Origin of the sequence: Pseudomonas sp. yb_2 (assembly GCF_043103905.1) — a bacterium.
GTDB classification, from domain to species: domain Bacteria; phylum Pseudomonadota; class Gammaproteobacteria; order Pseudomonadales; family Pseudomonadaceae; genus Aquipseudomonas; species Aquipseudomonas alloputida.
This window is the reverse complement of record NZ_JBICKH010000073.1, coordinates 192,127-208,180: the sequence shown is the minus strand read 5'-3', so window position 1 is coordinate 208,180 and position 16,054 is coordinate 192,127. Positions and strand designations below refer to the sequence as shown.

The window sequence follows — 16,054 nt, the reverse complement described above, 5'->3', positions numbered from 1 at the left end:
GCCTGCCCTTTTCGCGGGCTTGTGCCAATACATGATTCAGGATGTTCACCCATGCACGACAGCGACAGCCTCAAGGACTACCCCCAGGTACGGCAACTGGCGATCCGCTCACTGTTCGAGATCATCGAGCAGTCCAGCGAGGGCACGGTGATCGTCGACCGCCAGGCACGCATCGTCTGGATGAACGAACGCTACGCCCGACGCTTTGGCCTGGCCGACGCTGCCAGTGCCATCGGCCAGCCGTGTGAAACGGTGATCCCCGGCAGCCTGATGCGCGACGTGGTGAGCAATGGCCGGCCCATCCTGCTGGACATGCTCGACACGCCGAACGAACCATTGGTGGTCATGCGCCTGCCCATCCACGATGACCAGGGCGCGCTGATCGGCGCCATCGGCTTTGCCCTGTTCGACGAACTGCGCAGCCTGTCGCCGCTGCTCAAGCGCTACGCCAGCATGCAGCAGGAACTGGCCTCGACCCGCTCGCAACTGCGCGCCCGCCAGGCCAAATACAGCTTCGCCCAGTTCGTCGGCAGCAGCGCGCCCAGTCTGGAAGCCAAGCGACGCGCCCGGCGTGGCGCCGGCAGTGATTCGCCCGTATTGCTGCTGGGCGAAACCGGCACCGGCAAGGAGCTGCTGGCCCACGCCATTCACGCAGCATCAGCACGGGCACACAAAGCTTTTGTCAGCATCAACAGCGCAGCCATCCCGGAGACGCTGCTGGAAGCCGAATTCTTCGGTACTGCGCCGGGTGCCTTTACCGGTGCCGACCGCAAGGGCCGCAGCGGCAAGCTGCAACTGGCCGAAGGCGGCACGCTGTTCCTCGACGAGATCGGCGACATGCCGCTGGCCCTGCAGAGCAAGCTGCTGCGGGTGCTGCAGGAAAAGGAATACGAACCGGTCGGGTCGAACCAGATGCTGCGCAGCGATGTGCGCATCATTGCCGCCACCTCCATCGACCTGCAGGCTGCCATGGCCCGCGGGGCCTTCCGCGCCGACCTGTATTACCGGCTGAATGTGCTGCCGATCGATGTTCCGCCGTTGCGGCAACGGCTGGAGGACCTGCCCGCGCTGTGCGAGGCCATATTGGCTGAGCTGGGCAGCCAGTACGAGCTGGAAGCTGAAGCGCAGCAACTGCTGGCCAGGCATGCGTGGCCGGGGAACATTCGCGAGCTGCGCAATGTGCTGGAGCGCGCGACCCTGCTGGCGGATCAGCCCCGGCTGGGGGTTGCGGACCTGCGTGCGGCATTGGGGCCATTGAGCCCGCTGGCTGAAGCGCCCGTGCGGCAGAGCTACCGTGAGGCCTGCGAGGCCTTTGAACGCGGCCTGATTGCCGGGGCGCTGGCCGAACAGGGAGGAAAAGTGCCAGAGGCAGCGGCAGCCTTAGGGCTGGGACGGTCGACGCTGTACAAGAAGATGGCGGCACTTGGTCTCTGATTGGAGACTTTTGTTTCTGATTTGAGATTACCGCCAGAGCTGCGCCCTTTAACACAGGAAAGCCATCGATGGGCTGTAAGGCAGCCCATGGCGTCTCTGATTGTAGACACAGACTTCTAACAAAACCCTTTAACCCTTACAAATCAGCCAGTTACATACTTGGCACGATTCCCGCTATCTCCTGCTCAACGATAAAAACAAGACTCACCCAGGAGACCCACCCCGATGACCGTGCTCATCGCACTCGCTGCTTTGGCCTTGCTGATGCTGGCCGCCTACCGCGGTTACAGCGTAATCCTCTTCGCCCCCATCGCCGCCCTCGGCGCTGTCCTGCTCACCGACCCTGCCGCCGTCGCCCCTGCGTTCACGGGGGTGTTCATGGAAAAAATGGTCGGTTTCATCAAACTGTACTTCCCGGTATTCCTGCTGGGGGCGGTGTTCGGCAAGCTGATCGAGCTGTCCGGTTTCTCCCGCTCGATCGTCGCCGCGGCCATCCGCCTGCTCGGCACCCGCCAGGCGATGCTGGTCATCGTACTGGTCTGTGCCCTGCTTACTTACGGCGGTGTTTCGCTGTTCGTGGTGGTGTTCGCGGTGTACCCGTTCGCCGCCGAAATGTTCCGTCAGAGCAATATCCCCAAACGCCTGATCCCGGCCACCATCGCCCTGGGCGCATTCTCGTTCACCATGGACGCCCTGCCCGGCACCCCACAGATCCAGAACATCATCCCCAGCACCTTCTTCAACACCACCGCCTGGGCCGCACCGTGGCTGGGCCTGATCGGCACGCTGTTCGTGTTCTTTACCGGCATGGCCTACCTGCAGCGCCAGCGCAACAAGGCCCAGCGCGCCGGTGAAGGTTATGGCACCGACTTGCGCAACGAACCGGAAACCGCTGCCGACCTGAGCCTGCCCAACCCTTGGCTGGCGCTGTCGCCGCTGATACTGGTGGGGGTGATGAACCTGGTGTTCACCCACTGGATACCGCATTGGTACGGCCCCAGTCACAGCCTGCAATTGCCAGGCATGAGTGCACCGGTACAAAGCGACGTGACCAAGCTGACGGCCATCTGGGCTGTGCAGGCCGCGTTGCTGGTGGGCATCCTGATGGTCCTGGTGTGCGCCTTTGGCGCCATTCGTACACGCCTGGCCGAAGGCACCAAAAGCGCGGTGGGGGGTGCCTTGCTGGCGGCCATGAACACCGCTTCGGAATACGGCTTTGGCGCGGTAATCGCCTCTCTGCCGGGTTTTCTGGTGCTGGCCGATGCCCTGCGCAGCATCCCCAACCCCTTGGTGAACGAAGCCATCACCGTGACCTTGCTGGCCGGCATCACTGGCTCCGCTTCGGGCGGCATGAGCATCGCCCTGGCAGCCATGGGCGACACGTTCATCGCCGCCGCCCACGCGGCCGATATCCCGCTGGAAGTGCTACACCGGGTAGCCGCCATGGCCAGCGGTGGCATGGACACCCTGCCGCACAATGGCGCGGTGATCACCTTGCTGGCGGTGACCGGCCTCACCCACCGCGAGGCCTACAAGGACATTTTTGGTATTACCCTGATCAAGACCCTGGCGGTGTTCGTGGTCATCGCCACGTTCTACGCCACTGGCATCGTCTAAGGAGCATTGCATGACCCTTGAAGGCAAAACTGCACTCGTCACCGGTTCCACCAGCGGCATTGGCCTGGGCATCGCCCAGGTATTGGCCCGGGCTGGCGCCAACATCGTGCTCAACGGCTTTGGTGACCCGGGCCCCGCCATGGCGGAAATTGCCCGGCACGGGGTGAAGGTTGTGCACCACCCGGCCGACCTGTCGGATGTGGTCCAGATCGAGGCTTTGTTCAACCTGGCCGAACGCGAGTTCGGCGGCGTCGACATCCTGGTCAACAACGCCGGTATCCAGCATGTGGCACCGGTTGAGCAGTTCCCGCCAGAAAGCTGGGACAAGATCATCGCCCTGAACCTGTCGGCCGTATTCCATGGCACGCGCCTGGCGCTGCCGGGCATGCGCACGCGCAACTGGGGGCGCATCATCAATATCGCTTCGGTGCATGGCCTGGTCGGCTCGATGGGCAAGGCAGCCTACGTGGCAGCCAAGCATGGCGTGATCGGCCTGACCAAGGTGGTCGGCCTGGAAACCGCCACCAGTCATGTCACCTGCAATGCCATATGCCCGGGCTGGGTGCTGACACCGCTGGTGCAAAAGCAGATCGACGATCGTGCGGCCAAGGGTGGCGATCGGCTGCAAGCGCAGCACGATCTGCTGGCAGAAAAGCAACCGTCGCTGGCTTTCGTCACCCCCGAACACCTCGGTGAGCTGGTACTCTTTCTGTGCAGCGAGGCCGGTAGCCAGGTTCGCGGCGCCGCCTGGAACGTCGATGGTGGCTGGTTGGCCCAGTGACGGGCGGCCTGGGCCTGGCGACGGTCGCGCATTCGTTTATCAGCAAGGAGGCCTTATGCGCCCTACCCCAATGACCGCGATTCTGGCCCTGAGCCTGGCCGCCGCCGCACCTGCGATGGCCGCCAGCCTGAAGGACATCGCGCCCTACCCCGAGGCGGAAAAAGGCTTCACCCGGCAGGTTATCCACCTGCCGGCCCAGGCCGACGAGTCGGCCTATAAACTGGAAATCCTCGCTGGCAAGACGCTGCAGGTCGACTGCAATCGTCAGCGCCTGGGCGGCAACCTGGAAGCACGCACCCTGGAAGGCTGGGGCTACAATTACTACCGCCTGGACAACGTCAGCGGCCCGGCCAGCACGCTGATGGCCTGCCCGGACGGCAAGAAGACCGAGGCCTTCGTGCCGGTGGTCGGCGATGGCTTCCTGCTGCGCTACAACAGCAAGCTGCCGGTGGTGGTGTATGTGCCCAAGGATGTCGAAGTGCGCTACCGCGTGTGGTCGGCATCGCAGGATGTGCAGAAGGCTAAAGTAGAGTAGGCAGGACCGCTTTCTCTGCAGGGTCAGCCTCTTCGCAACACGAGGCTGATCCTGCCCTGAGCCTGCTTTTGTTCCGGTAAAGGAGATTCGGCATGAACGATGTGCTCTGGCGACCGTCCACAACGCAGATCGAGGCCAGCCGGATGGATGCCTTCCGCCGCCGGGTCAACCTGCGCTACAACCTGCAACTCAACGACTACCAGGCCCTGCACGGCTGGAGTATCGAGCAGCGCCCCGCCTTCTGGCAAACCCTTGCCGAGTACTTCAACGTGCATTGGCATACCCCACCCAGCCAGGTGCTCAGCGAAGGGCCGCAAATGCCCGATGCACAGTGGTTCGCCAATGCCACCCTGAACTTTGCCGAACACCTGCTGCGCCGCCGTGACGACCGCCCGGCCGTGGTCGCCGTACGCGAAGATGGCCAGCGCGAAGTATTCACCCATGCCGAACTGGCCGCACAGGTGGCCGGGCTGCAAACGGCATTCAAGGCTGCAGGTATCGTCCCGGGCGACCGGGTAGCCGCCATCATGCCCAATACCTGGCAAACACTGGTGGCCATGCTCGCCTGCACCAGCCTTGGCGCGGTCTGGTCTACCTCCTCGCCCGAGTTCGGCGTGCACGGCATCATCGACCGCTTCGGCCAGATCGAACCCAAGCTGCTGATCGTCTGCGCCGGTTACCAGTATGCGGGCAAGGCCATCGACCAGGTGACCAAGGTCAACCAGGTGTGCGCGCAGTTGCCTGGCCTGGAGCAGCTGATCGTGGTGCCCCATACCCGCAAAGGCACGCGTGCCGATGAATTCCAGGCAGCCAACGTCAGCCTGTGGAATGACTTCTTCCAGCCCGGCGGCGAGCCCCGTTTCACCCCGCTGCCGTTCGACCACCCGCTGTACATCCTCTATTCCAGTGGCACCACCGGCGTGCCCAAGTGCATTGTCCATCGCGCCGGAGGCGTGCTGTTGCAACACCTCAAGGAACACGGCCTGCACAACGACCTGAAGGCCGATGACGTGCTGTTCTACTACACCACCTGCGGCTGGATGATGTGGAACTGGCTGGCCAGCGGCCTGGCGGTGGGTGCCACGCTGGTGCTGTACGACGGCTCGCCGTTCCACCCAGGCCCCGGGCGCCTTCTGGACCTGATAGAGGCCGAAGGCATCCACGCCTTCGGCACCAGCGCCAAGTACCTGGCGGCACTGGAGCAGGCAGGCCTGGAACCTGCCAACAGCCACTGCCTGACCAGCCTGCGGCTGCTGCTGTCCACCGGTTCGCCGCTGTCACCGCACAGCTATGACTATGTATACGACAAGATCAAGGCCGACCTGTGGCTCGTGTCCATGTCGGGCGGCACGGACATTGTCTCCTGCTTCGTGCTGGGCAACCCGACCCTGCCTGTGCGTCGCGGCGAAATCCAGTGCAAGGGCCTGGGTATGGCGGTGGAGGTGTGGAACGAGCAGGGTCAGCCCGTGGTGGACGAAAAAGGCGAGCTGGTGTGCACGCGCAACTTCCCCTCGATGCCACTCGGTTTCTGGAACGACCCGGACGGTCGCCGTTACCACGATGCCTACTTCAGCCAGTTTCCGGGGGTGTGGGCCCAGGGCGACTACGCCGAGCAGCGTGCCAGCGGGGGCATGGTGATCCACGGTCGCTCCGACGCCGTGCTCAACCCGGGCGGTGTGCGCATTGGCACGGCGGAGATCTACCGCCAGGTGGAAAAGGTCGAACAGGTTGTGGAAAGCGTGGCCATCGGCCAGGACTGGAACGGGGATGTGCGGGTGGTGCTGTTCGTGCGCCTGCAAGACGGCCTGCAGCTGGATGAAGCCTTGCGCCAGCACATCCGCCAGGTGATACGCCAGTACACCACGCCCCGCCATGTGCCGGCGGTGATCGCCCAGGTCAGCGACATACCGCGCACCATCAGTGGCAAGCTGGTGGAACTGGCGATTCGCGATGTGGTGCATGGGCTGCCAGTTAAGAACACCGATGCCCTGGCCAACCCGGCGGCGCTGGAGCAGTTTCGCGATCGCGCAGAGCTGAAGAGCTGAAGAGCTGACATTCATCGCGGCCATTTAGGCGCGATCGCTACAACAGGACTCAATCAGGCATAATGCCGCCTTTGTCCCCGATGCACAGGTAGCCCATGAAAGCCCAAGCCCGCCACATTCTGGTCAAGACCGCTGACGAAGCCGAAAAGCTCAAGCAGCGCATCGCCAACGGCGAGGCTTTCGACGTGCTCGCGAAAAAGTGCTCTCTTTGCCCATCGGGCAAGCGCGGTGGTGACCTGGGCGAAATTCGCCCGGGGCAGATGGTCGGCGCCATCGACCAGGTGATCTTCAAGAAGCCTCTGCGTGTGGTACACGGGCCGATCAAGAGCAAATTCGGCTACCACCTGGTGCAAACGTTCTACCGCGACTAACGCGCTAGCCCTTTGCCACCTGACATTTTTGCCAGTTGTGGTCGTGACGCACTCCTCTATACAACCCCGGTAACCCTGTGCACCACGCGTGGTGCGCAGGTCTCCCTGGAGAATGGAGGATTTCCTGATGCGTCTACGCCTGATGCTGACCCTGGGTTCGCTCCCGCTGCTGGGCATGGCCTCGCCCGCTGCACACGCGGCTTGTACCTTCTCACCCGGCCCGGGTAACGACACCTACACCTGTGACAGCGGCACTGCGCCCTCGCTGGTGGACACCAGCGGTGATAACCGCCTGGTATTCCCGGCATCCGGTAGCGGCGCCATCACCGGCGACGTAACCTTCGGCGCCGGCAAAGACAGCATCGACATGGCCTCTGGCAGCGTCGGCGGGAACGTCAACCAAGGCGCTGGCATCGATGACTTCGTCATGAGCGGCGGCGTCATCGAAGGCAACCTCAACCAGGGTGATGGCCTGGACACCTTTCACATGAGCGGCGGCTGGATCAAGGGCACGTTCGACAGCGGCGACTATGCCGAAATGGACGACGGGCGTATCGGCAACGTCAACATGCGGCTGGACGAGAACACCTTCATCATGCGTGGCGGCAGCGTCGACCGGAACGTCATCACGGCCTTCGACAAGGACTACATCGAAGTCTTCGAGGGCAACATCGGTGGCAACATCAGCGTCAGCGGTGGCGACGACCAGGTGCTGGTGCACGGTGGCCAGGTTGGCGGCGATGTGTTGCTGAGCACTGGCAACGACCGCTTCACCTGGGACGGTGGCCGTATTGGCGGGCGCGTGGATGCCGGGCCAGGTGATGACACGGCACTGCTCAAAGGCCTTACGCCCGAGGTGCTGAATATCACGTTGGACGGCGGCGAAGGTAACGACAGCCTGACGTTCGATGCCAGCCAGCCGGCAGGCGGTGCCCACTATGTGAACTGGGAGCGCGTGGCGCTGAACAACGGCAGCCGGCTGGCACTGGATGACACGCTGGTACTGGGCGACAGCAACAGCAGCACGGGCAGCCTCGCCCTCGACGCCAGCAGCAGCATCACGTCACGCCAAGGGGTGATCACTGCGTTTGCCCCTGGCCAGCGCGCCGCAATCAGCAACGCAGGCACACTTGACCTCACCGCCGGCAATGATGCCATGGGCCACTTGCGCATCGAGGGCGATTACACCGGCAACAACGGCACCCTGCGCCTGAACAGCGTGCTGGCCGGCGATGGCGCTGCTTCCGATCGCCTGGTGGTCAGCCGCGGCGCCATCGCCGGCTCTACCCAGGTGCTCATCAACAACCTCAACGGCGCAGGTGCGGCGACTGCCCAGAACGGCATCCAGGTGGTCGAAGCCCGTGACGGCGCCACCAGCACGGCCACCGCCTTTGTTCAGACCCAAAGGCTATCGGCCGGTGCCTACGACTATCGGTTGTTCAAAGGGGGCGTCACTGCCGGCAGTGAAAACAGCTGGTACCTGCGCTCGACGCTGGTTGCGCCACCCGCTCCAGCCCCTGTGCCGGCACCGGGCGAGCCGCCGGTGATCGCCCCGGCCGTCACCCCGCCCGTCGCTGCTCCTGCGCCCGGCCAGGCCGAGCTGCCTGCGCCGGTGCAGGGCCAAAGCCTGCCGCTGTACCGCCCCGAGGTCCCGGTGTATGCCGCAGCGCCGCGGGGGGCCGCGATCATCGCCCGCCAGGCACTGGGCACCTTCCACCAACGCCAGGGCGACCAGCTGTTATTGCAGGGTGAAAGCGCCCTCCCCGCCAGCTGGGGGCAAGCCTACGGCGGCACGCTGCGCCAGCAATGGAGCGGCACGGTCAGCCCGAGCCTGGATGGCGACCTGTACGGTTTCAAGGTGGGCCAGGACCTGTATGCCAAGGTTGGCGACAACGGTTACCGCCAGCATGTTGGTATCTACGTAAGCCATAGCCGCCTGGACGCCGACGTCAAAGGGTTTGCCCTGGCCGTTCACGACCGCAGCGTGGGCGACCTGAAGCTCGATGGCGATAGCGTGGGCACCTACTGGACGCTGGTCGGGCCACAGGGCGCGTACCTGGACGCGGTGTTGCAGTACACCCGCCTGGATGGCCGCGCCCGCTCCGAGCGTGGCGACACGCTGAACCTCGACGGCCACGCCTGGACAGCTTCACTGGAATCGGGCTACCCCATCACCCTGTCCGAGCACTGGCGCGTGGAACCGCAAGCTCAGCTGATTGCGCAAAAGGTCGCGCTGGAAAGCGCCCGCGACAGCGTCTCGCGCATCAGTCATGACGCCCAGGTCGAGCTGACCGGCCGCCTGGGCCTGCGCCTGGAGGGTGCGTTCACGGGGAGCAGCGGGCGCCTGTTGCAGCCTTTTGCGCAGGTCAACCTGTGGCACGGCGACGGTGGGCGCGACACCTTGACCTTCGATGACGCTGACAAGATCAAGACCGATTACCGCTATACCTCAGTGCAACTGGAAAGCGGTGTGGTAGCGCAGGTCAACGAAGCGCTGAGCCTGCATGGCGGCGTGCAGTACACCGCCAACCTGGACAGCCGCCAGCAGGAAGCCAGCGGCGTGAACCTGGGCGTGCGCTGGCAGTTCTAGCGGCGCGCCGCCAGCAGACCCAGACCTGCGCAGCCCAGCAAGGACGCGCTGACCCGGTTGAACATTCGGCGTGGGCCGGGCTGGCTGAACCAGCGCTGCATGTAGGCGCCCAGGCCTGAGTAGATGGCGATGGCCGCCCATTCCAGCAGCAGGAACAACACACCCAGCCAAAGGAACTGCTCACTCACCGGGGTGCTGCTACCGACCGAGACGAACTGCGGCAGGAAGGCGGTAAAGATCAGGATGGCCTTGGGGTTGCCGGCCGCCACCCAGAACTCCTGGCGCGCCAGGCGCCAAGTGCCGCCTGGGTGATCGCTTGCCACCACGGTCTCGCTCACGGGTGCGCGCCACAGTTGCCAGGCGATGTAGAACAGGTAGGCCGCGCCCACCACCTTGATAGCCAGGAACAGGTATTCGCTGGTATGCAACACCACTGCCAGGCCCATCGCTGCCAAGGCGATCATGCCGCAGAAGGCAAGGATACGGCCGGCGCCGGCCACGCAGGCGGTGCGCAGGCCGTAACGGCTGGCGTTGTGCAGTGACAACAGGTTGTTGGGCCCAGGCGCCATGTTCAAGGCGAAGCAGGCGGGGATGAAAAGCAGCAGGCTTGAAAGGTCCATTCTCGTTTCCTCTGACAACAGCCCTCTATTTCGGCGCGTTCCGGGCCCTGCGGTCAAGTAACAGCCAGCGATAAAAACTGTACGGGTTCACGGTACCTGTTACCCTGCCGGCAATACCGAGGAGCCTGTAATGCCCCGTTCCCACGCCGACCTGTGGCGCGATCCGGCCCTGGCACATGTCGAAAGCCGGCGCGCCTGCCACAGCCGGGCCTGCTACAAGGCCCACAGCCACCCGACGTTTTCCATCGGTGCGGTGGATGCTGGCCGCAGCCATTTCACCGGGGCTGCCGACGGGCAGCAACACTTGGCGCCCGGCACGCTGGTACTGGTTCCGGCCCACTGCGTGCATGCGTGCAACCCGGCCCCCGGCCTGGCGTGGAGCTATCAGATGCTGCATGTGGATGCCGACTGGCTGACGCAGTTACGCCTGGAGTCGGGCCTTGGCGGTATCGAAGCCGGCGAACCGGTGCGTATCTGCAGGGAGGCCGAGGTATATCGGCAGTTCTGCGCGCTGAACAGGTTGCTGTTTTCCAGTGCCTGCAATGGCGAGAAAGATGCGGCGCTGATTGCCTTTTTGGGGGACCTGGATTTTTCCGCGCACCCACCGCTGGCAGCGGCCCCCGGCCTGCAAGCCGCCACCTTGAGCGGGTTGCTTGCACGCATCGAACACCAGGACCCTGCGCAATTGAGCCTGGAGGTGTTGGCGCGGGAGGCCGGGCTTGGGCGCTATCAACTGATCCGCGCGTTTCGAGCGGCTACCGGGTTTACCCCGCATGCCTACCTGCTCAATGCCCGGGTCAATCGCGGGCGGCAACTGTTGAGTGAAGGGCTGGCCCTGGCGGAAGTGGCCTACCAGCTTGGCTTTGCTGACCAGAGCCATTTCCAGCGGGTGTTCAAGGCCCATGTGGGGGTTACGCCGGGGCAGTACCGCGGAAACTGAAGGCTGCTGCAGGTGCAATATTGTTCAATACGCCAGAACGGGCCCGGCAGCAGACTGCGGTTTTTTCCGTAGAGCAGCCCCCAATGCAACAATTCATGATCATCGCCCTGGCCCACTTCCTTGCCCTGCTCTCACCTGGCCCGGACTTTTTCCTGGTCGCACGCAACGCGATCAGCAGCGGCTGGCGCATCGCCAGCGGCGCCTGCCTGGGCATAGCGCTGGCCAATGGCGCGTTCATCGTCATCGCCTTCACCGGGCTTTCGGTACTGCAGCAGGGCAGCCTGCTGTTCAGCGCCCTGCAACTGGCCGGCGCCAGCTACCTGCTGTACATCGGCGTGCTGTTCCTGCGCCATGCCGGGCAAACCAGCCTGGGCACAGTCGCCGGCAGCCAGCGGGTGCATGGCTGGTGGCGCAGTTTGGGCATGGGCTTCTTGTCTGGCATCCTCAACCCCAAGAACGCGCTGTTCTATGCCAGCCTGGCCAGCATGGTCGCCAGCGTCAGCCCCGGCTGGAAAACGGCCTACGCGCTATGGATGTTCAGCATCGTCCTGCTCTGGGACTTGCTGGTCGCCGTGGCCATCGGCAACCAGCGGGTACTGCGGCGCTTCGCCCGCAGCCTGGCGTGGCTGGAGCGGGCCTCGGGGGTCATGCTGGTGATGTTGGCGGGGGCGTTGTTGCTGCATCTGGCCCGGGGCTGACTTGTTGCAAGGTGCGCATGTCGACCAAGGTGAAATGGCCGCTGGCCCAGCCCCCCGTGTCCAGGTGCCACACATTGCCCAGCAGCTTGGCCTCCAGCACCGGGGTGTGGCCGACCAGCAGGGCTCGCAGGCCCTGCACCGGTTGGGTGTCCCCCTCTTTCAGGCGCCGACGCGACCACTGGCACACTTGGCGCACTTCAGGGTCGTCATCCAGTTCCAGCCAGGAGCGTAAGTCTGTCCAGTCGGCAAACGGGCTGTCTGCATGCAGCAGGCCTACCAGACCGTCTGCACTCTCCACTTCCATGGCAATCGGCAACTGCTCGAAACGCTCCACGAAACGCAGTTGCTCGCGCCGCGGCAAGTCAAGGAACCAACCACCCCCGGCGGCGCGGTACATGCCCAGGTCGAGCCGCCCACCGCGCACGCGGGTGATTGCCAAGGCCTCATGATTGCCCTGGACGGCATGGAACCAAGGCTGGGCCAGCCATTCCAACGCTGCCTCGCTGTGCGGCCCACGGTCGACCAGGTCACCCACGCTGAACAGGCGGTCCACCGCCGGATCGAACCCTACCGCATCCAGGCATTGTTGCAGGCGCTGGAAGTGGCCATGGATATCGCCCACGGCCAGATCCCGTCCCCGGATATTGGCGATCATCCGCCGAAACCGTGCCATTACAGTGTTCCTCCGCTGGTAGCACCCTGCCCGGCTTCGCGCGGGCCGTGCGCATGGCGCTGTCACTGGACAGCATGGCACAAGGTACCGTGGCTGCGCAGGTTGGGAGGCGTTTTGCTGCGCACCCCAGGCTTCCTGAAAAACCCTTCACTGGAATAGGCGTTGGTGCCGGTAGTATGCTCGGCCCGTCAATCTTCACCAGGGAATGGTTCTGATGAAACTGTGCGCCGTACAACTGGCGTCGCTCAAGGGCGATTTGCCAGGCAACCTCCAGCGCCATCTGGTTTGCATCGAGCAGGCTGCGGCCCTGGGTGCCGAACTGGTGGTGTTCCCCGAGCTGTCGCTGACCGGCTATGAGCCGAGTGTGGCGCGCCAGGCCGCCCTGCCCGTCACCTCCGCGCGCCTGGACCCGCTGCAGGCAGCCTGCGACCGCTTGGGCATTACCGTTGCCGTGGGCCTGCCATTGCCGACGCCCGACGGCCTACGCATCGGCATGCCCATCTTCTGCCCTGAGGCGCCGCGCCAGGTCTATGCCAAGCAGCGCTTGCATGATGATGAGCTGCCTTACTTCACCCCAGGTGATCAGGCATTGCTGCTGGAGGTGGGTGAACACCGGGTGGCGCCGGCGATCTGCTACGAATCGATGTTCCTGGCGCATGCCGCCGTTGCCCGCGAGCGCGGTGCCGACCTGTACCTGGTCAGCGTTGCGAAAACCGCCAAGGGTATCCGCGAGGGATATGCGCACTACCCAGAGGTGGCACGCGAACTGGGCATGCCGGTATTGATGGCCAACTGCGTGGGGCCGGCCGACACTTTCATTGGTGCTGGCGGTTCTGCAGCATGGGACAGCCAGGGGCACTTGCTGGCCAGCCTGGATGACCACAGTGAAGGGCTGATCGTACTCGACACCCGCAGTGCCAGCGCGATCACCCTGCCCTTGAACCCGTACCTTGCATGATCTATCTGTTTCTAGCGTTGCTGAGTTACGCCTGCACCTACTGCCTGGTCGGTTTGCTGATTCAGGGTCAACTTGCCGATGTGGCCGAGGGTTTGCGCCATCGGCCCGATGCGCCTACGCCCGGCGAGTACCTGCGTGAGGTCGGGCCCCGCGCACGTCAGGCCCGGCGGCAATACACCCTGATCGCCGGTTCGGTGCTGGCCGTGCTGGCCTGCCTGATCGCCAGCGGGTTCGGTTGACGCCTTACAGGTCCAGCGCCAGGCTTTGCCGCCCTTCCAGCGCCAACAGATACTGCTTGGCCGCCAGGCCACCGGCAAAGCCGGTCAGGCTGCCCGACGCGCCGATTACCCGGTGACAGGGAGCAACGATCGAAATCGGGTTGCGGCCATTGGCAGCGCCAACCGCGCGTACCGCCCTGGGGTTGCCGAGCTGCCGTGCAATGTCGCTGTAGCTGCGGGTTTCGCCGAACGGTATCGCCAGCAATGCGGCCCACACCTGGCGCTGGAACTCAGTACCGGCAAAGTCCAGTGCCAGCTCGAAACGCTGGCGCTTGCCGTCAAAGTACTCGCCCAGCTGGCGAGCGGTTTCCCGCAATACCGGGCACTGGTCGTCCCGGTGCAGTGCGCCCAGGCGTACGCGGTTTTCCCGCTCCTCTTCCCACAATACGGCTGCCAGGCAATTGCCACGGGCCACAAGGGTCAGCATGCCGACGGGCGATGGCATGATCGTGAATGCGCTGGACATAGCGGGCTCCTGCAAGTTGCGATCGGCCCACTGTACGCATCCACAGTCTTTCATGCACCCGCTTTCTTGCTCAGTTCATTGCGCAGCCGGCAATGTGCCGCGCCTGGCTGAGCGTGACCTTGGGTATCAGCTCAGCGGGAATACGTGATGTTGCCGACAGGTTGTAGACGTGGAAATGCTCGCTGACCACTTCCCTGGCCATCAGCTTCAACGACGGCAGGATGCGGCTGTCCCAATGCTGGTCGAGTCCGCACGGCGAAGACGGGCCCTGGCCGTCCTCGTAAAAGCGCCCGACGCTCTGGTCGAGGTCTACCCCCACCAGCAACACTTGCTCGAAGCCCAGGTGATAGGCCAACTGCAAGGCCACATAAGCCACCGTGCGGGCATCGAAAAAGCCATGGGCCATGTCTTTACTGAAGGCGATCGAGCGGCTGCGTTTGCTCCACAGTGCCCGGTTGCACACGCAACTGTCACCATGGCCGCGCAAACCGTCCAGCAGGCTCGGCATATCGGCTTTGTGCAAGGCATAACACTGGGTGTGGGCTGGCACATCGGCACGCGCATACTGCTCAGGCCACAGGGCCAGGCGTTCGCTGTCGCGCACGGCAGTGGCGAACAAGGCCGGCTGTTGCTGGCAAAAGCTTTTGTCGGTGCACACGTAGAAGAAGGGTTTGATGCCGTGTTCGGCGGTCATGGCGACCGACCCGTTCATGGCGATGATGGGCAAGTGCGCAAACTCGCCCAGCGGAAAATGTTTGGCAGAAGCGCCGGAGGCAAGGATCACCACGGGGCCCTGCTGGGAATTGCGACACGCCTCGAAACCGGAGAACGCCCCGCGTTCAGCGCTTGGCTGCGAGGGAAGTGTGTTCATCAATGGCATCTTCAACTGGACAGTACAAACCACACTACTGATCCGTGTATATGCCGTGGCCGCTTTTACCTAACTTTACGTCGGTGAACTTAAGTCAACCGCCATTCCCTTGTTTGGCGGGGTTTTGGGGCTGCACACTAGCAAAGATCACGCCAGCAACAAGATGGGGCTAAGGGTGCCTGGCCAATGCAGGCTGGTCCAACTGCACACCTTCATGACAGACCACCAAGGCCAAAGGTTGTTCCCCCCACTGTGGATCAGGAATACCGATCACCGCGACCGAGGCGACGGACGGGTGCTGGCTGATCAGGTTTTCCAGCGCCACCGAACTGACCTGCGGGGTGCTTCGCATCGGACGACAGCGGGTTTTCATTTGATGACAGTACTGTCGACCCACCGGCGTTCGGACCAGCGCCTTTATTCATGAGGCTGCTTGATGGTTACCTCTTGCGAGACTAATACTTAAATCTCTGCCTGGGGAGGCACGAAAAATGCAACCAAGATTCGTTATCGTTCCCGCTGTGCCGATCGAAAAGGAATCGTTCCGCGTTGGCAGCCGCTACTACGCCGCTACCGTGTGTGGAGGGTTCGACATTTATGACAATCAGGCAAAGGAGCGGCTCAAACCCAGCTATCCGAGCCGAATGGAAGCGCAGGTGAAGTGCGAACATTTGAACAAGCGGGATGAGTTGGGGTAACTGCAGGCGATCGGGGCGGCACAACCCGCTCGGGTCACTGATTCAATCCAGGCATTGCCTGACAGCCTGGCGTAACTTGTCGCCAGACAGAAAGCTGCCCTTGTAGAAGGTCGCGCGGCTGCCCTCGTGAGCGTCAACCACATCAAGCACATCGTCGCTTGCCACGGCGCTTGGCGCCGTGAGCCGGTAGCCGTGGGCTATCGACTTCTGCGTGGCCTGTGGCGCCAGCGCCTGCCATTTCGGCAGGACACAGGCGGCGTACTGCTGCGGCGATTTCCTGGTCAGTTGGCTGGCAGTGGGTTTGCCGGGGGTTGCGCAACCGGCGAGGCAGGCAACCAACACAGTAGCGATAAAAATACGAAAGTCAGGCATTTGCAATCGGCCGTTATGGATAGGCTGCATTTTAACGGGGGTGACGTCGCGTTACCAATCAACCAAAGTCTTGCTGCAGGACGGCGCCCAAGCGGGATCCGTGCAGC

The 16,054-nt window shown here is 63.6% G+C and carries 17 protein-coding genes and 1 pseudogene; 12 read left to right on the top strand and 6 right to left on the bottom strand.

Going from position 1 to position 16,054, the window contains the following annotated elements; translation table 11 throughout:
• The first annotated feature begins 51 nt into the window (after positions 1-51).
• From ACF8FB_RS19390 to ACF8FB_RS19360, 7 genes are all read left to right on the top strand, one after another.
• Complete coding sequence (locus tag ACF8FB_RS19390; protein ID WP_392510669.1) at positions 52-1,434, top strand: sigma-54 interaction domain-containing protein; 1,383 nt, start codon at positions 52-54, stop codon at positions 1,432-1,434.
• A 225-nt stretch (positions 1,435-1,659) separates the two neighbouring features.
• Positions 1,660-3,051, top strand: coding sequence for a GntP family permease (locus ACF8FB_RS19385; protein ID WP_010953973.1), 1,392 nt, complete (start codon positions 1,660-1,662; stop codon positions 3,049-3,051).
• A 10-nt stretch (positions 3,052-3,061) separates the two neighbouring features.
• Positions 3,062-3,832, top strand: coding sequence for a 3-hydroxybutyrate dehydrogenase (gene hbdH / locus ACF8FB_RS19380; protein WP_392511688.1), 771 nt, complete (start codon positions 3,062-3,064; stop codon positions 3,830-3,832).
• Between the two features lie 55 nt (positions 3,833-3,887).
• Complete coding sequence (eco, locus tag ACF8FB_RS19375; RefSeq protein WP_012052429.1) at positions 3,888-4,367, top strand: serine protease inhibitor ecotin; 480 nt, start codon at positions 3,888-3,890, stop codon at positions 4,365-4,367.
• A gap of 92 nt (positions 4,368-4,459) precedes the next feature.
• Positions 4,460-6,412, top strand: coding sequence for an acetoacetate--CoA ligase (locus ACF8FB_RS19370; protein ID WP_392511687.1), 1,953 nt, complete (start codon positions 4,460-4,462; stop codon positions 6,410-6,412).
• Positions 6,413-6,507: 95 nt separating this feature from the next.
• A complete protein-coding gene (locus tag ACF8FB_RS19365; protein ID WP_004576651.1) occupies positions 6,508-6,783 on the top strand; it encodes a peptidylprolyl isomerase in 276 nt (91 codons plus the stop codon).
• A gap of 112 nt (positions 6,784-6,895) precedes the next feature.
• Positions 6,896-9,373: an autotransporter outer membrane beta-barrel domain-containing protein gene (locus tag ACF8FB_RS19360; protein ID WP_392511686.1), complete on the top strand. Its 2,478-nt coding sequence runs from the start codon at positions 6,896-6,898 to the stop codon at positions 9,371-9,373.
• On the opposite strand, the gene ACF8FB_RS19355 is transcribed toward ACF8FB_RS19360, so the two are convergent.
• Positions 9,370-9,993 carry a LysE family translocator gene (locus ACF8FB_RS19355; RefSeq protein ID WP_012052432.1) on the bottom strand — a complete coding sequence of 208 codons (624 nt, stop codon included), beginning with the start codon at positions 9,991-9,993 and terminating at the stop codon, positions 9,370-9,372. The genes ACF8FB_RS19360 and ACF8FB_RS19355 overlap by 4 nt on opposite strands.
• Before the next feature lie 130 nt (positions 9,994-10,123).
• Between ACF8FB_RS19355 and ACF8FB_RS19350 the strand changes: the two genes are divergently transcribed.
• A complete protein-coding gene (locus ACF8FB_RS19350) occupies positions 10,124-10,933 on the top strand; it encodes an AraC family transcriptional regulator (protein ID WP_392511685.1) in 810 nt (269 codons plus the stop codon).
• 83 nt (positions 10,934-11,016) lie between these two features.
• A complete protein-coding gene (locus ACF8FB_RS19345; RefSeq protein WP_104887572.1) occupies positions 11,017-11,631 on the top strand; it encodes a LysE family translocator in 615 nt (204 codons plus the stop codon).
• Here ACF8FB_RS19345 and ACF8FB_RS19340 read toward each other — a convergent pair.
• Entirely contained in the window at positions 11,579-12,304 is a 726-nt protein-coding gene (locus tag ACF8FB_RS19340; RefSeq protein WP_010953919.1) for a serine/threonine protein phosphatase, read from the bottom strand. The two genes, ACF8FB_RS19345 and ACF8FB_RS19340, sit on opposite strands and share 53 nt — an antisense overlap.
• Positions 12,305-12,518: 214 nt before the next feature.
• Here ACF8FB_RS19340 and ACF8FB_RS19335 point away from each other — a divergent pair, with 214 nt between their 5' ends.
• Together ACF8FB_RS19335 and ACF8FB_RS19330 are read left to right on the top strand one after the other, a co-directional pair.
• Positions 12,519-13,262, top strand: a complete 744-nt coding sequence (locus ACF8FB_RS19335) for a carbon-nitrogen hydrolase family protein (RefSeq protein WP_010953918.1) — start codon at positions 12,519-12,521, stop codon at positions 13,260-13,262.
• Complete coding sequence (locus ACF8FB_RS19330; RefSeq protein WP_010953917.1) at positions 13,259-13,501, top strand: hypothetical protein; 243 nt, start codon at positions 13,259-13,261, stop codon at positions 13,499-13,501. The genes ACF8FB_RS19335 and ACF8FB_RS19330 overlap by 4 nt, the downstream gene beginning before the upstream one ends.
• Positions 13,502-13,505: 4 nt before the next feature.
• Here the strand turns inward: ACF8FB_RS19330 and ACF8FB_RS19325 are convergent, their stop codons facing one another.
• From ACF8FB_RS19325 to ACF8FB_RS19315, 3 genes and pseudogenes are all read right to left on the bottom strand, one after another.
• On the bottom strand, positions 13,506-14,006 hold the full coding sequence (locus ACF8FB_RS19325) for a methylated-DNA--[protein]-cysteine S-methyltransferase (protein ID WP_010953916.1): 501 nt from the start codon (positions 14,004-14,006) through the stop codon (positions 13,506-13,508).
• A 70-nt stretch (positions 14,007-14,076) separates the two neighbouring features.
• Positions 14,077-14,877 (bottom strand): LPS biosynthesis protein, encoded by an 801-nt coding sequence (locus ACF8FB_RS19320; protein ID WP_020192962.1) that lies wholly within the window; start codon positions 14,875-14,877, stop codon positions 14,077-14,079.
• 175 nt (positions 14,878-15,052) lie between these two features.
• A pseudogene (locus ACF8FB_RS19315) lies at positions 15,053-15,211 on the bottom strand (hypothetical protein); the annotation flags it as partial.
• A gap of 157 nt (positions 15,212-15,368) precedes the next feature.
• Between ACF8FB_RS19315 and ACF8FB_RS19310 the strand changes: the two are divergent.
• On the top strand, positions 15,369-15,575 hold the full coding sequence (locus ACF8FB_RS19310) for a hypothetical protein (protein WP_020191128.1): 207 nt from the start codon (positions 15,369-15,371) through the stop codon (positions 15,573-15,575).
• 42 nt (positions 15,576-15,617) lie between these two features.
• On the opposite strand, the gene ACF8FB_RS19305 is transcribed toward ACF8FB_RS19310, so the two are convergent.
• Positions 15,618-15,977 carry a hypothetical protein gene (locus ACF8FB_RS19305; protein WP_010953913.1) on the bottom strand — a complete coding sequence of 120 codons (360 nt, stop codon included), beginning with the start codon at positions 15,975-15,977 and terminating at the stop codon, positions 15,618-15,620.
• Positions 15,978-16,054: the final 77 nt, after the last annotated feature.